Consider the following 14,136-nt stretch of genomic DNA (forward strand, 5'->3'; position numbering starts at 1 on the left):
CATGTCCCATACTCTTGACCGTCTGGCTTTTTTCAAGCGCAAGACCGAGCTGTTTTCAAAGGGCCACGGGGTCCTCAACGACGATGATCGTACCTGGGAGGATGCCTATCGCGATCGCTGGCGCCACGACAAGATCGTGCGCTCGACCCACGGTGTGAATTGCACCGGGTCGTGTTCGTGGAAGATCTACGTCAAGGGCGGCATCGTCACCTGGGAAACCCAGCAGACCGATTATCCGCGCACGCGTCCCGACCTGCCCAATCACGAGCCCCGCGGCTGTGCCCGCGGTGCCAGCTACAGTTGGTACCTCTATTCCGCCAATCGCGTGAAGTATCCCTTGATCCGGTCGCGCTTGTTGAAAATGTGGCGCGAGGCCCGTCTGAAATTATCGCCGGTGGCGGCGTGGGCGTCGATCCAGTCCGACCCGAAGAAGCGCGACTCCTATACCAAGATGCGTGGCGCCGGCGGCTTCGTCCGCGCGACATGGGAGGAGTCCAACGAGATCATCGCGGCCGCCAACGCCTATACGGTCAAGACTTACGGCCCGGACCGGGTCTTCGGTTTCTCGCCCATCCCGGCGATGTCGATGGTGTCCTATGCGGCCGGCGCGCGCTATCTCCAGCTCCTGGGCGGTGTCTGCGGTTCGTTCTACGACTGGTACTGCGACCTGCCGCCGTCGTCGCCGCAAACCTGGGGCGAGCAGACCGACGTGCCGGAGTCGGCCGATTGGTACAATTCAGGCTTTCTGCTGCTGTGGGGCTCCAACGTCCCGCAAACCCGCACGCCCGACGCTCACTTCTATACCGAGGCGCGTTACAAGGGCGTCAAGTCGGCGGTCATCTGCCCGGACTATTCGGAAGCCTCGAAGTTCGGCGACATCTGGCTGGCGGTCAAGCAGGGCACAGACGCGGCTTTGGGCATGGCGTTCGGCCATGTCATCCTGAAGGAATTCCATCAGGATCGCGAAGTGCCCTATTTCCGCGACTACCTGCGCAAATATTCCGACATGCCKATGCTGGTGCGCCTGGTCAAGAAGGACGGCTATCTCATTCCTGAGCGCCTGCTGCGGGCGTCCGATTTTATCGGCGACATGCATGAGGCCAATAACCCCGACTGGAAGACCGTCGCGATAGATGAAACCACGGGTCAAGTCGTGGTGCCGCAAGGCTCGATCGGCTTCCGCTGGGGCGAGGACGGCAAGTGGAACCTGGAAGAAAAATCAGGGGCAGGTGAACCAACTTCGCTGCGACTGGGCTTGAAGGGCGTCCATGACGACGTCTCAGGGGTCGGCTTCCCGTACTTTGCCAATGCAGCCACCGTGGGCTACGCGTCGACCGACCATCCGGACGTCCTGGTCCGCAATATCCCCGTCAAGCGCATGGCGCTGAAGGAAGGCGATGCCATTGTCGCCAGCGTCTATGACCTGTTCCTTGCCAATTATGGCGTCGATCAGGGCTTCGGCGGCGACTTCATGCCGAAGGATTTCGACGACCCACAACCCTATTCGCCGGCCTGGGCCGAAAGTATCACCACGGTTTCGCGTGACAAGATCATCGCCGTCGCCAGGGGCTTCGCGATCAATGCCGAAAAGACCAATGGCAAGTCCATGGTCATCATTGGCGCCGCGATGAACCACTGGTTCCACATGGACATGAACTATCGCGCCGTCATCAACATGCTGGTCATGTGCGGTTGCGTCGGTCAGTCGGGTGGCGGCTGGGCCCACTATGTCGGCCAGGAAAAACTGCGTCCGCAAACGGGCTGGGCGCCGCTCGCTTTCGGCACCGACTGGGCCAAGCCGCCGCGCCAGCAAAACGGCACTTCGTACTTCTATGCCCACACCGATCAGTGGCGCTACGAGACCGTGTCGACCAGTGAGCTGCTGTCACCGACCGCGCCGGAAGGCGACTGGAATGCGTCCCTGATCGACTACAATGTCCGCGCCGAGCGCATGGGTTGGTTGCCGTCGGCGCCGGCGCTGGAAACCAATTCGCTGGACATCGCCAAAGCGGCGAAGGCGGCCGGCATCGACGCCAAGACCTATGTCGTCAATTCCCTGAAGGACCGGTCGCTCAAACTGTCGTGCATGGACCCCGATAAGCCGGTCAACTGGCCGCGCAACATGTTCGTCTGGCGCTCCAACCTGCTAGGCTCGTCGGGCAAGGGGCACGAATATTTCCTCAAGCACCTGCTGGGCGCCAGCCATGGTGTCCAGGGCAAGGATCTGGGCGTCACCGGCGAGCAAAAGCCCATGGATGTCGTTTGGCACAAGGAGGCGCCGGAAGGAAAGCTCGATCTGCTGGTAACCCACGACTTCCGCATGTCGACCACGGCCGTCTATTCCGACGTCGTCCTGCCGACGGCGACCTGGTACGAAAAGCACGACCTCAATACCTCGGACATGCACCCCTTCATCCACCCGCTGACCGCGGCCGTCGATCCGGCCTGGGAAGCGCGCTCCGATTGGGCGATCTTTAAAGGCCTGGCCAAGACCTTCTCGGACATCGCGCCGGAAGTGCTGGGCGTCGAGCAGGACGTCATCCTGACCCCGATCCAGCACGATACTGCCAGCGAAATGGCCCAGCCCTTCGACGTGCAGGATTGGTACAAGGGCGAATGCGAGCCGATCCCCGGCAAGACCATGTCGCAAATTACCGTGGTCGAGCGCGACTATCCCAATCTCTATAAGCGCTTTACCTCGCTCGGTCCGCTGCTGGCCAAGACCGGCAATGGCGGCAAGGGCATCTTCTGGGAGACCGGACACGAAGTTCAATTGCTGAAGGACCTCAACGGCGAAGTGACGGAAGAGGGGATCAGTCACGGCCTGGCGAAGATCGAGACGGACATCGACGCCTGCGAAGCCATCATGATGCTGGCGCCCGAGACCAACGGGGAGGTGGCCGTCAAATCCTGGCACGCGCTGGAGAAACAGACCGGTCGCAACCATGCCCACCTGGCGCTGCCCAAGGAAGACGAGAAGATCCGCTTCCGCGATATCGTCGCTCAGCCGCGCAAGATCATCTCGTCGCCCATCTGGTCCGGCATTGAGAGCGAGCACGTCTGCTACAATGCCGGCTACACCAATGTCCACGAACTGATCCCGTGGCGGACCCTGACCGGGCGTCAGCAGCTGTATCAGGATCACCTGTGGATGCGGGCCTTCGGCGAAAGCCTGTGCGTCTACAAGCCGCCCGTGGATATGAAGACGACCTGGGTCAAGGGCGAGAAGAGCAACGGCGAAGCCGAAATCGTCCTCAGCTTCATCACGCCGCACCAGAAATGGGGCATCCACTCAACCTATTCCGACAACCTCCTGATGCTGACGCTCAATCGTGGCGGACCGGTTGTGTGGATATCGGAAACCGACGCGGCCAAGGTCGGCATCGTCGACAACGACTGGGTCGAGGTCTTCAATTCCAATGGCGCCCTGACGGCGCGCGCCGTCGTCTCGCAGCGGATGCGTGAAGGCACGCTCTTCATGTATCACGCCCAGGAAAAGATCATCAACACGCCGGGTTCCGAGATCACGGGCCAGCGTGGCGGCATCCACAATTCGTGCACACGCATTGTGCTGAACCCGATCCACATGATCGGCGGATACGCCCAACTGTCCTACGGCTTCAACTATTACGGAACGGTCGGCTCTAATCGCGACGAATGCGTTGTCGTCCGCAAAATGAAAAAAGTCGACTGGCTCGAAAAGAAACTTAACAAGAAGGAGCAGGCACAATGAAGATTCGTGCGCAAATCGGCATGGTGCTCAATCTCGACAAGTGCATCGGCTGTCACACCTGTTCGGTGACCTGCAAGAACGTCTGGACCAACCGCGAAGGCGTCGAATACGCCTGGTTCAACAATGTCGAGACCAAGCCAGGCATCGGCTATCCCAAGGAGTGGGAAAACCAGAAGAAGTGGCACGGTGGCTGGACACGCAAGGCCAACGGCAAGATCGAGCCCCGCATGGGCGCCAAATGGCGCATCCTGTCGAAGATATTTGCCAACCCGGACCTGCCGGAAATCGACGACTATTACGAGCCCTTCGATTTCGATTATGGCCATCTGCAGACGGCGCCGGAAATGAAGGCGTTCCCGACGGCGCGGCCGCGGTCGAAGATCACCGGCCAGCGCATGGAAAAGATCGAATGGGGGCCGAACTGGGAGGAAATCCTGGGTGGCGAATTCGCCAAACGCTCCAAGGATGTCAATTTCGAAGGCATCGAGAAGGAGATGTACGGCGCCTTCGAGAACACCTTCATGATGTATCTGCCACGCCTGTGCGAGCACTGCCTCAACCCGACCTGCGTCGCCGCTTGTCCATCCGGCGCCATCTACAAGCGCGAGGAAGATGGCATCGTCCTGATCGATCAGGACAAGTGCCGCGGTTGGCGCATGTGCGTTTCGGCCTGCCCGTACAAGAAGATCTATTACAACTGGAATTCCGGAAAATCGGAAAAGTGCACCTTCTGCTTCCCTCGCATCGAAGTCGGCCTGCCGACCGTTTGCTCGGAAACCTGCGTCGGCCGCATCCGCTATCTCGGCGTTCTGCTCTATGACGCCGATCGTATCGAAGCGGCAGCTTCGGCCGATGAAAAGGACCTATACCGGGCCCAGCTCGACGTCTTCCTTGATCCACATGATCCCAAGGTCATCGCGCAAGCGCGGCTCGACGGCATTCCCGAAGCCTGGCTTGAGGCGGCGCGTTTCAGCCCCGTCTACAAGATGGCCATGGACTGGAAGATCGCCTTTCCGCTGCATCCGGAATACCGGACATTGCCGATGGTCTGGTACGTCCCGCCCTTGTCGCCCATTCAGGCGGCCGCCTCGGCCGGCGCCCTCGAAATGGATGGCGAAATGCCCGACGTCAAATCGTTGCGCATCCCCGCCAAATACCTGGCGAACCTGCTGACGGCCGGCGTTGAAGCGCCTGTCATCACTGCGCTTCAACGCATGATGGCGATGCGGATGTTCATGCGCGCCAAGACTATCGACGGTCGCATCGACGCCGCCATCACCGAAAAGGTCGGCTTAAGCGTCGCCCAGGTCGAGGATATGTACAAGATCATGGCCATCGCCAATTACGAGGATCGCTTCGTCATTCCGACGGCCCACCGTGAAGTCGCGGAAGATGCCTACGACCTGCGCGGCTCGTGCGGCTTCACCTTCGGCAACGGCTGCTCGGGCGGTCAGACCGAGGTCGGACTATTCGGCAAAATCAGGAAGCCCAAAGCCGTTCCGATGGCTGCCAGAGCAAAGGATCTGTAATCATGGCTTATACCTACCAAGGCCTGGCCCGGCTGCTGGCCTATCCGACCCAGGACATAAAGGCAGACGCCGAAGCCATACGGGACGTCCTGAAGCTCGAAGGCATGCTGAACCCCAGTGTGGTTTCGGATCTATCTGAACTGATCGACGATCTCGTCGCAGGCGACCTATACGACTTGCAGGAAGCCTACATTGCCATCTTCGACCGCACACGGTCGCTGTCGCTCAACCTCTATGAGCACGTCCATGGTGAAAGCCGCGAGCGCGGTCAGGCGATGGTGGCCTTGCTTGAGCTTTACCGCAGCCGTGATCTCGAGCTGTCCGCCAACGAATTGCCGGACTTCCTGCCGGTGTTCCTCGAATTCCTGTCGACCATGGCGCAAGCCGAGGCCGCGTCATTCCTGGCCGAAGCCGTGCATGTCCTCGAAGCCATGGGCGAGCGTCTGAAGAAACGTGACAGCAGGTACAAGGCCGTCTTCGACGCCCTGGTCGTGCTCGCCGGCGTCCGGGCCGAAGCCCACGTCCTGGCCGCTTTGCTTGCGGAACCGGAAGAAGACCCGGACGACCTGGAGGCGCTCGACAAGACCTGGGAAGAGACCGCCGTCACCTTCGGCCCGGGTGAGGCCGGCTGCCCGAAGGCTGAAGCCCTGGTCGAGGCCATGCGCTCGACGCCTGCCGTCAAACGGCCGGCTATCGCGGGGGGGCTGTAGTCATGGAAATCCTCAACAGCTTCCTGTTCGGTGTCTATCCGTACATCGCGCTTTCGGTCCTGGCCCTGGGTTCGATCCTGCGTTTCGACCGCGAGCAATATACCTGGCGCTCGGGGTCATCTCAGCTCCTTCGCCGCAAGCAACTTGTCCTGGGCTCGGTGCTCTTTCACCTCGGCATTCTCGTCATCTTCGGCGGGCATCTTGTCGGCCTGCTGACGCCGATCGCCGTCTTCAACTTTTTCGGCGTGGCGCATATGGCCAAGCAGTTACTGGCTATGATAGCTGGCGGCATTGCCGGCGCGTTCGGCCTGGCCGGGGCGCTTATCCTGCTCCATCGCCGCCTGTTCGATGCCCGCATCCGCAAGACGTCGAGTTTCGCCGATATCGCCATCCTGGCTTTGCTGACCCTTCAACTTTGCCTCGGCCTGGCGACCATTCCGCTGTCGGCGCAGCACCTCGACGGTTCGGAAATGATCAAGTTCATGACCTGGGCCCAGGGCATATTCACCTTCAAGGCCGGCGTCGCATCCTACGTCGCCGACGTCAGCCCGATTTTCAAAGCACACCTGATCCTGGGCATGACGATCCTTCTCGTGTTCCCCTTCACGCGCCTGGTCCACATGCTGTCGGCGCCGATCTGGTACCTCAATCGCCGGGGCTGGCAGTTGGTCCGCACGCGCCGCGACATCTCCGAAATCCGCAGGAAATAAGCTCATGACATCCCTTGTTATCGAAGGCGTCGAAATCCCGGAACAACTGATCCGTGACGAAATGCCAAACCATCCGGCGGCGACGTCGGCGGAGGCCCACAAGAACGCGGCGCGGGCCCTGGCCATCAAGGCGCTGCTGCTCAACCGGGCGACGGAACTGTTGCTTACGCCGGAGCCCGAGCCCGATGAAGCTGGCCGTCTGGAAACCGCAGAAGAGGCATTGATCCGGCAAGTTTTTTCGCATGACCTGACGCCTCAGGTGCCGTCCGAAGCGGAATGCCTTCGTTTCTATGAAGCCCGGCCGGACAACTTCTTCACACCGGAGCTTTACGAAGCGTCGCACATCCTAGTGTTGGAGTCATCGCGCGACCTGGCTTTCGACCTCGTGAAGCAATTGCTTGCGGACCAAAGTGGATTTGCGGGGCTCGCCAAATCTTTGTCGGTTTGTCCATCGGGTCAGATTGGCGGTTCGCTCGGCCAACTTCAATGTGGCGACCTGGTGGCGGAAGTCGAGGAAGCCCTCCTATCGACACCTGTCGGGGCGATTTACCCTGAACCCGTTGCTTCACAGTTTGGTTGGCACATTCTGCGCCTGGATCGCCGTGTCGTGCGTCAGCGCCTGCCGTTTGACGCCGTGAAGTCCAAGATATTGATGCATCTTGAAAGCCGGGCCTGGGTGGCTGCGTCAGCGAAATATGTCGAAGGCTTGCTCGATGCCTCGAAGGCTAAGGGGGTTGCGCTTCGGTTGGGCGAGGCCGGCGATATCGAAAAACCCAGTCTGTCTCTCGGAGGCCTTGTCGATGACGAGCGGATGGCCGAGCGGATCGAGCCCTGGTTGGCCGCAGTCGATCCGGACCTGTTGTCTCGCGTCAGTGCGGCATCTGATGCCCAAGGCAAGACCGTGGTCGATCTCATCCGCAGCGAAGTTCGCCATTTCCTCGACCATGCCGATGACGAGTCCTTCACCCAACTGGTTTCCGCGGCGCAAGGGTCGGACGATCCCATGCTGGCCAGCGTGGCCTGCATTCTCAAGTCGCGTTTGGCGCCGCCTGCGAAAAAGACATTTACCCTTATCAAAAAGACCTAAGCCATGTTGTGCATTACCAGGTTCGCGTTACTGAGCTTCGTCAGCGCTCTCGCTCTCGCTCTTGCTCCTCTTGCGGCTGACGCTGCGGCCGACCAAGGAACGGTCATATTCACCAACCGGCTTCGATCGGAAACGGTGGACCAGGACGGTTTCTCGAGCAATGCCAACGCCCTGACTTTACGAACCCAACTGGGTTGGCAGTCACCGAAAGCCGGCGACTTCTCGTTTCTCATTGAGGGCGAGGCCGTTACCGCATTCCAGTCCGATTACAATAGTACCGTCAATGGCAAAGCCTCATTCCCGGTGATCGCCGATCCGGAAGGTAGCCGCATCAATCGCCTGCAGGTCATCTGGACCGGAGCACCCAAAACACAGGTCGTGCTTGGCCGGCAAATTCTCGTTCTCGACAATGCGCGCTTTATCGGCGATTCCGCCTTTCGCCAGACCGAGCAGACCTTTGACGGTTTGAAGATTGCGACAACGGCCATTCCGGGTGTCACCCTGACCTATGCCATTGCCAACCGCGTGAATCGGGTCTTCGGCGAAAAAAGTATACAAGGCCATTGGGACGGATCCGTGCAAGTCGTCAATGGCAGTGGAAAGACGGCAATCGGGACGTTGAGCGTTTACGACTATCTGTTGGATTTCGATAACGCGCCCACCCAGTCGAGCGCCACGCTCGGCGGTCGGCTGACCGGCGAGCATCCGGCGGGCAAAGGCGCCGCCGTCACCTATGGCGCGGAATGGGCGCGGCAAACGGACCATGGTCGCAACCCCGGTCACTTTGCTCTTGATTACACCAGCTTCAGTCTCGGAGTGAAGACGAGCACGCTGGCAGTCAGCCTCAATCGCGAGCAACTCGGCAGCGACGGCACCTTTGCCTTCCAGACGCCGCTCGCGACGCTTCATCCTTTCCAGGGCTGGGCGGATGTCTTCCTGGCGACGCCGGTGCAGGGGCTGAGCGATACCTTCGCGGCCGGCAACTGGACGGTGACGCTGAAGGGGCCTGTTCAGTCACTTAAAGCGACTGTCGCCTGGCATGATTTCCGCTCCACGCGCGGCAAATTTCACTATGGGTCCGAGTGGGACTTGGGCGTTTCGGTTCCCTTGACCAAGAAGGTCTCGGCGAGCGTCCAGATGGCGGATTTTTCCGGCGCACTGCCGGCGATGAAGAGCCGTACGAAGATCTGGCTCGCTCTCGACTATAGCTATTGATCTTCTGGAGGCGCAGTATGGACGTTCAGGAAATGGAAATTGAGAAGCTGCCGGATGCTTTAATCCACGAGCCTCTGAACTGGCTCTTCGCGGAGCATTACCGCCATCGCCAACTGTGCAAGTTGATAGACGCGCTGGCGACGTCTGCGGCTTATAACGATGAAGGCATGGCTGAAGTTATCGGCTTTCTGCAGCATGACATGCCCTTGCATGTTCTCGACGAGGAAGAAGATCTTTTTCCCCTCCTTCGCCGCCGCGCGGCGCCGGAGGATGATCTTGAGCATGTTCTCGGCGTGTTGAGCGGAGAGCATACTAGCGACGTCGACCGCGTCTCCGGGCTTCTTTCGGGGCTGCTGAAGGCTCAGGCGGAACGGAAGGCGCCGTCCCTGATTCCGGGACTGCGCGTCCTTATGGCGGATTTCGCCGCGCACGAGCGCAAGCATATTGCGCTTGAGAACGCGGTCGTTCTCCCGATCGCGCGTATGCGGCTGCAGTCATGCGACCTTCAGGCCCTCAGCGCGCGATTGGCCGCACGMCGCGGCCGGCTCCTCGGCGGTGGGAAAAATGACTAGCCAAATCTTCAGGCGAAATCTGGCTTGGGTCGCGGAACAGACAGAGGCTGATCCTGACGTATTCAAGACCAGAGCCAAAACGTCCGATCCGCAGATATTGTGGATAGGATGCAGCGACAATGCACTCCCGTCTCTGGAAGTCGCTCCCTTCCAGGACGAAGGATGCCTGGTGCACCGCAATCTCGGCAACCAGGTGTCCTCGCAGGATGCGAACCTCTCGGCGACCATCGCCTACGCTCTGCAGAGCATTCGCATTGATCGCATTGTTGTCTGCGGCCATTACGGATGTAACTGTCTGCGGGGCATTCTGCGCGATGAGGCTCGAGATGTCGTCGGCTGCTGGACCAATCCCATCCGCAGCCTGTTCAAGCAGAACCGGCGCCATCTTGACGAGATTGTCAGCGAGGACGCGCAAATTCAGTCTCTGTGTGAATTGAATGTGCGGATGCAGGTGCGAAACCTCTCCGAACATCCTCTTGTCGAAGCGCGTCTGGCTGTCGGCAGCCTGAAGATTGAAGGCGCCCTGTGGTCGGCACGAGACGGTTTGCTGCGCGACCCTGGCATTGCTGTTGCGCGCGTGACCAAGCTGCCGAGACCGGTTCGATCGGTCAAACGTGCGTAGGCTAGCTACCGCCATCCCTGGCCGGGTTTTGAAATGCCGCGCAGATCGGCGAACCTGCGTCTGTGTCCTTCTCAGGAAATAACTATGCCTCTTGCTGCTCCCGACATGTGGATGCTCATCGCGCTCATTTTTGGCGCGGCGGTGATATATTCGTCAGTCGGCCATGCCGGTGCATCAGGATATATCGCCGCAATGGCGCTATTCGGCGTTGCCCCTGCATCAATGAAGGCGACAGCACTGGTGTTGAACATTCTTGTCGCCGGGTTCGCAACCTATCGGCTTTATCGCGCGGAGATGGTCAATTTCCGTGCACTGCTGCCCTTTATTCTTACGTCAGTACCTTTGGCCTTCGTAGGCGGAATGGTGCAGTTGCCCGGCCACTGGTACAGGTCACTCCTCGCGTTCGTTCTCATCGTCGCCGCGTTGAGGCTTGCCATCAAACCTCGCGAGCCGAAAGTAGCCCAACTCGGCGAGGCCGCTCCCGTTCCTCCACTTGTGCCGGCAGCGGTGACCGGTGGAGCAATTGGGGTTCTGTCGGGGTTGACGGGGACGGGCGGAGGCATTTTTCTCAGTCCGATCTTGATTTTTTCCGGCTGGGCAGGCGCCCGTCAATCGGCCGGACTTACAGCGCCATTCATATTGGTGAATTCACTCGCTGGTCTCGCAGGCAGTTACCGGACCTTGGGCCACTTGCCGACTCTCGTGCCCTATCTCGTCATCCCGGCATTGCTTGGCGCAGCCTTGGGCACTCAAATCGGTATTCGATGGCTCGCACCCCTGTTGTTACAACGGGTTTTGGCGATCGTACTGTTAATTGCCGCGACGAAATTTGCTTTTACGTAAGCCGATCAATTTTTTAGCTTTGTGGATAGATTGATATGCGAGTAGTCACGGTTGATGAAGCCACTTCCCTGTTAGAAGCGGCCGCCCCGATGCCCCGATCGCAGAAGCGAGCGCTTGGCCATTGCGACGGGCGCACATTGCTGCAGGACATTGTCGCCTGCCGGGATCAGCCTCCATTCGTGTCGTCGGCAATGGACGGTTATGCGATCATACACTCACTCGATCCCGCTTCCCCAGGCACAATCAACTTTACCGTCGTTGGCGAAAGCCAGGCCGGTAAGGCCTATTTGGGGGGACTCAATCCAGGTGAGGCCGTTCGGATATTCACCGGTGCGCCTGTGCCGCAGCAAGCCACCACGGTGATCATTCAGGAAAATGTTACCCGCGCGGGAGACAGGATTGCCGTTTCCGCCGAGGGGACGAGGGAAAAGAAGACTCATATTCGGCCCGCGGGTCAGGACTTTAAAACTGGAGATACGGTTGCAAGGGCCGGTGAGCGACTAGACGCCTGGCGACTTTCACTCGTTGCTGCCACCGGAGCTTCCCGCATCTGCGTAGCAGCCCGACCAAGGATAGCCATCCTTTGCACGGGCAACGAACTCGTCCCGCCGGGAGGAGCCGTGCGCGACGACCAGATATTCGAGTCGACGTCATTTGGACTTTTGAGTCTGGTAAAGGCATGGGGTGGCAAGCCCACATTCGTCGGAGTCGAGGAAGACAGCCTTAAGGGCATTGCGAAGGCGCTTCGCAAGATCGAAGCAGACCTCATCGTGACGGTCGGGGGCGCCTCGGTCGGAGACTATGACCTGGTAAAGCCGGCCATGCGGTCGCTGGGGTATGAGTCCTCTTTTGACAAGGTAGATCTTCGTCCAGGCCGTCCAACCTCCTTCGGCGTACTGAAGGCCGGCACGAGAGTCCTTAGTTTGCCTGGCAATCCGGCTTCCGCCTTCGTGTGCGCCCAACTGTTCCTGAAGCCATTCATTGAAAGGTCGCTGGGCAGAGTTGGTTGCGATGAGACGCTGAGCCTGCCGTGCGCTGACGCGCTTACGAGCAACGGCGAGCGGCAAACCTATTTGCGGGCCAAGATCGTACCGGACGACGAGGGCCGCCCGGTGTTGAAGGCCTTTGCCGATCAGGACTCAGCGCTAATTCAGGTGTTTGCGCTATCAGACGCTCTTGTCGTTCGGCCGGCCCGCGCGCCGGCGACGCTACCGGGCGACCTTGTGCCCTTCATTCGATTGGACCGACGCTAAATCTTCGGGCGTATTGACGTTCAGGAACTCCCGATCGTCAGTGACGGGGACGTGGCGAACTTTTACGCTATCGAGGTATTTCATCACACCCAATCCACCGCGAACCTTGGAGGCCTCCAGCGCCTGCAGCAGGTGCGGGAGTTGGCGGGTGCTCCACAAGGCGCAAAGGGGATAGTCACGTTGACCCTTGAAATGAACGACATCGCAGTCCTGCACGCAGGCTTCTCTCAAGCGCGAAATAAAGTCGACCGGCAAAGCAGGCATATCGCAGGGCGCGGTAATAACTTCCTTTTTGCCGAGGTTCGCGGCGACGTGAAGGGCGGTGCATACCCCACTCATGGGACCAAGGCCGGCATAGATATCTTCGTCAAACAGAATATCCAGGCCGAACTGAGACAACGGCCCAGCCAACCCACCTCCAAGGGCACCTGCGTTTATCCGGATATCGACATTCTTATGCGGCAGACGATCGATGACTTTTTTGATCAGGCTGCTTCCCTGGAGTGGATACAAGGGCTTGTTTCCGCCCATGCGGCGTCCGAGACCGCCTGCAAGAATTACAAGCATTGATGACGCCGTCTCATGGTCAGATGCTATCGGCTCCATAGGTTGCTCCGGATTTTCCACCCGTCTTTGAGTCTACGCAGATACTCCGAATGCTCATCGTCTTGTCAACCGCCTTCAACATATCAAAGAGGGTCAGACCAGCGATGCTCACACCGGTTAGAGCTTCCATTTCAACTCCGGTTGGTCCAGTCGTCCTGACCTCGCAGCTTATGTCGAAACCGGGGAGGCTTGCATTCGGCTCAATACGTACGCTTACCTTGGTCAGGGCGAGGGGATGGCAAAGCGGTATGAGGTTTGAAGTCTGCTTTGCGGCCATGATGCCGGCGAGTTCAGCAGTGGATATGACCGCGCCCTTGGGGGCTTTGCCATCGCGCACCAGTTGAAGGGTCGCAAGCGAACAAGCCAATTGCCCGGAAGCTGTTGCAGTCCGGGCCGTCGGCGCCTTGTCCGATACATCGACCATCCGGGCCCGCCCGGCTTTGTCGAGATGAGTCAGGGAACTGTCGGTCATAGTCAGCCCCAGCGGCGAAGGTCGTTTGAGTCATCATGAGTTGGCTCGACCCAATGATCGAGATCAGGACCGACCTCGCGCTTCCAAAGGGCGATATCCGACTTAAGCCTGTCCATGGTGTAATCAACGGCATCGAACGTTTCGCGCCGGTGCGATCCGGCCGCACCCACGAACACAATCGGCTCACCGGCCATGACCTTCCCGCATCGATGTACGACCGTCAGGCCCGCGACGCTGAATCGTTGCACTGTGTCACGGGCGACACTTTCAAGGGATCGTTCACTCAATCCAGGATACCAGTCGAGTTCGAGAAACTGAACGATCTGATCGTCTCGTTGCTGCCGAACGATTCCAACGAAAGTTGTCATCGCGCCGCAATGACCAAACGCGTTAAGAAAGCCGGCTTGAAGACGCACGATATCCAGCGGTTGATCCGACAGGTTGGTTTGAAAATCGGAAATGATCATCCGCCTGAAAACACCGAGAAAAATGCGACTTCATCGCCGTCTGATAGCGGCTGGTCAATCCGCGTTGCGGCCTGATTCACGCTCATCTGGATGGCATTGAGGCTTACCCGGCCGGCTTCGGAGGCCTCCCTGAACAGGTCATCCCTGAGCGCGAACAATGTCTTACGCGTTCCAGTCAGGTCAAGCTTGAGGCTGCGTTCGCGAATAACATCGGCCATGCGTCCAAAAAATAGCACTTCAATCATAGCGGCCGTCGATCACAACAAATTGGGGAAACGGGGCGAGAGCCGGTAGCCGAATACTGCCGCGGATCCGGG

General features: G+C 59.3%; 14 protein-coding genes. 10 read left to right on the forward strand and 4 right to left on the reverse strand.

What is annotated here, in order from left to right; translation table 11 throughout:
* The first annotated feature begins 1 nt into the window (after position 1).
* The 10 genes from AC1DX3_RS10000 to AC1DX3_RS10045 all read left to right on the forward strand — a co-directional run bounded on the left by AC1DX3_RS10000 (position 2) and on the right by AC1DX3_RS10045 (position 12,274).
* Positions 2-3,733 carry a nitrate reductase subunit alpha gene (locus tag AC1DX3_RS10000; RefSeq protein ID WP_476989133.1) on the forward strand — a complete coding sequence of 1,244 codons (3,732 nt, stop codon included), beginning with the start codon at positions 2-4 and terminating at the stop codon, positions 3,731-3,733.
* Positions 3,730-5,262, forward strand: coding sequence for a nitrate reductase subunit beta (narH, locus tag AC1DX3_RS10005; protein WP_476989134.1), 1,533 nt, complete (start codon positions 3,730-3,732; stop codon positions 5,260-5,262). The genes AC1DX3_RS10000 and narH overlap by 4 nt, the downstream gene beginning before the upstream one ends.
* Positions 5,263-5,264: 2 nt before the next feature.
* Complete coding sequence (narJ, locus tag AC1DX3_RS10010; RefSeq protein WP_476989135.1) at positions 5,265-5,972, forward strand: nitrate reductase molybdenum cofactor assembly chaperone; 708 nt, start codon at positions 5,265-5,267, stop codon at positions 5,970-5,972.
* 2 nt (positions 5,973-5,974) lie between these two features.
* Positions 5,975-6,682, forward strand: coding sequence for a respiratory nitrate reductase subunit gamma (narI, locus tag AC1DX3_RS10015; RefSeq protein WP_476989136.1), 708 nt, complete (start codon positions 5,975-5,977; stop codon positions 6,680-6,682).
* 4 nt (positions 6,683-6,686) lie between these two features.
* Entirely contained in the window at positions 6,687-7,769 is a 1,083-nt protein-coding gene (locus AC1DX3_RS10020) for a peptidylprolyl isomerase (RefSeq protein ID WP_476989137.1), read from the forward strand.
* 3 nt (positions 7,770-7,772) lie between these two features.
* The gene (locus AC1DX3_RS10025) at positions 7,773-8,984 is read left to right on the forward strand and encodes a hypothetical protein (RefSeq protein WP_476989138.1); all 1,212 of its coding nucleotides are present in this window, start codon (positions 7,773-7,775) and stop codon (positions 8,982-8,984) included.
* A 17-nt stretch (positions 8,985-9,001) separates the two neighbouring features.
* Entirely contained in the window at positions 9,002-9,556 is a 555-nt protein-coding gene (locus AC1DX3_RS10030) for a hemerythrin domain-containing protein (RefSeq protein WP_476989139.1), read from the forward strand.
* Entirely contained in the window at positions 9,549-10,178 is a 630-nt protein-coding gene (locus AC1DX3_RS10035) for a carbonic anhydrase (protein ID WP_476989140.1), read from the forward strand. The genes AC1DX3_RS10030 and AC1DX3_RS10035 overlap by 8 nt, the downstream gene beginning before the upstream one ends.
* 84 nt (positions 10,179-10,262) lie before the next feature.
* Positions 10,263-11,021, forward strand: a complete 759-nt coding sequence (locus AC1DX3_RS10040; RefSeq protein ID WP_476989141.1) for a sulfite exporter TauE/SafE family protein — start codon at positions 10,263-10,265, stop codon at positions 11,019-11,021.
* 35 nt (positions 11,022-11,056) lie between these two features.
* On the forward strand, positions 11,057-12,274 hold the full coding sequence (locus AC1DX3_RS10045) for a molybdopterin molybdotransferase MoeA (RefSeq protein WP_476989142.1): 1,218 nt from the start codon (positions 11,057-11,059) through the stop codon (positions 12,272-12,274).
* On the opposite strand, the gene mobA is transcribed toward AC1DX3_RS10045, so the two are convergent.
* From mobA to AC1DX3_RS10065, 4 genes are read right to left on the reverse strand one after another with little or no spacing between them, the layout of a single operon-like run.
* Positions 12,230-12,880, reverse strand: coding sequence for a molybdenum cofactor guanylyltransferase (mobA, locus tag AC1DX3_RS10050; RefSeq protein ID WP_476989143.1), 651 nt, complete (start codon positions 12,878-12,880; stop codon positions 12,230-12,232). The two genes, AC1DX3_RS10045 and mobA, sit on opposite strands and share 45 nt — an antisense overlap.
* Entirely contained in the window at positions 12,861-13,352 is a 492-nt protein-coding gene (gene moaC, locus AC1DX3_RS10055; RefSeq protein WP_476989144.1) for a cyclic pyranopterin monophosphate synthase MoaC, read from the reverse strand. The genes mobA and moaC overlap by 20 nt, the downstream gene beginning before the upstream one ends.
* Before the next feature lie 2 nt (positions 13,353-13,354).
* Positions 13,355-13,819 carry a molybdenum cofactor biosynthesis protein MoaE gene (locus AC1DX3_RS10060; protein WP_476989145.1) on the reverse strand — a complete coding sequence of 155 codons (465 nt, stop codon included), beginning with the start codon at positions 13,817-13,819 and terminating at the stop codon, positions 13,355-13,357.
* Positions 13,816-14,064, reverse strand: coding sequence for a MoaD/ThiS family protein (locus tag AC1DX3_RS10065; protein WP_476989146.1), 249 nt, complete (start codon positions 14,062-14,064; stop codon positions 13,816-13,818). The genes AC1DX3_RS10060 and AC1DX3_RS10065 overlap by 4 nt, the downstream gene beginning before the upstream one ends.
* Between the last annotated feature and the right edge of the window lie 72 nt (positions 14,065-14,136).

This window comes from Asticcacaulis sp. P2_B1 (assembly GCF_056404915.1).

Bases quoted from the DNA above. Each gene is read 5' to 3' on its own strand.
- AC1DX3_RS10045 (WP_476989142.1), top strand. From the start codon at position 11,057: ATGCGAGTAGTCACGGTTGATGAAGCCACTTCCCTGTTAGAAGCGGCC.
- narI (WP_476989136.1), top strand. From the start codon at position 5,975: ATGGAAATCCTCAACAGCTTCCTGTTCGGTGTCTATCCGTACATCGCG.
- mobA (WP_476989143.1), bottom strand. From the start codon at position 12,880: ATGGAGCCGATAGCATCTGACCATGAGACGGCGTCATCAATGCTTGTA.
- narJ (WP_476989135.1), top strand. From the start codon at position 5,265: ATGGCTTATACCTACCAAGGCCTGGCCCGGCTGCTGGCCTATCCGACC.
- AC1DX3_RS10025 (WP_476989138.1), top strand. From the start codon at position 7,773: ATGTTGTGCATTACCAGGTTCGCGTTACTGAGCTTCGTCAGCGCTCTC.
- AC1DX3_RS10020 (WP_476989137.1), top strand. From the start codon at position 6,687: ATGACATCCCTTGTTATCGAAGGCGTCGAAATCCCGGAACAACTGATC.
- AC1DX3_RS10060 (WP_476989145.1), bottom strand. From the start codon at position 13,819: ATGATCATTTCCGATTTTCAAACCAACCTGTCGGATCAACCGCTGGAT.
- narH (WP_476989134.1), top strand. From the start codon at position 3,730: ATGAAGATTCGTGCGCAAATCGGCATGGTGCTCAATCTCGACAAGTGC.
- moaC (WP_476989144.1), bottom strand. From the start codon at position 13,352: ATGACCGACAGTTCCCTGACTCATCTCGACAAAGCCGGGCGGGCCCGG.
- AC1DX3_RS10065 (WP_476989146.1), bottom strand. From the start codon at position 14,064: ATGATTGAAGTGCTATTTTTTGGACGCATGGCCGATGTTATTCGCGAA.
- AC1DX3_RS10035 (WP_476989140.1), top strand. From the start codon at position 9,549: ATGACTAGCCAAATCTTCAGGCGAAATCTGGCTTGGGTCGCGGAACAG.
- AC1DX3_RS10040 (WP_476989141.1), top strand. From the start codon at position 10,263: ATGCCTCTTGCTGCTCCCGACATGTGGATGCTCATCGCGCTCATTTTT.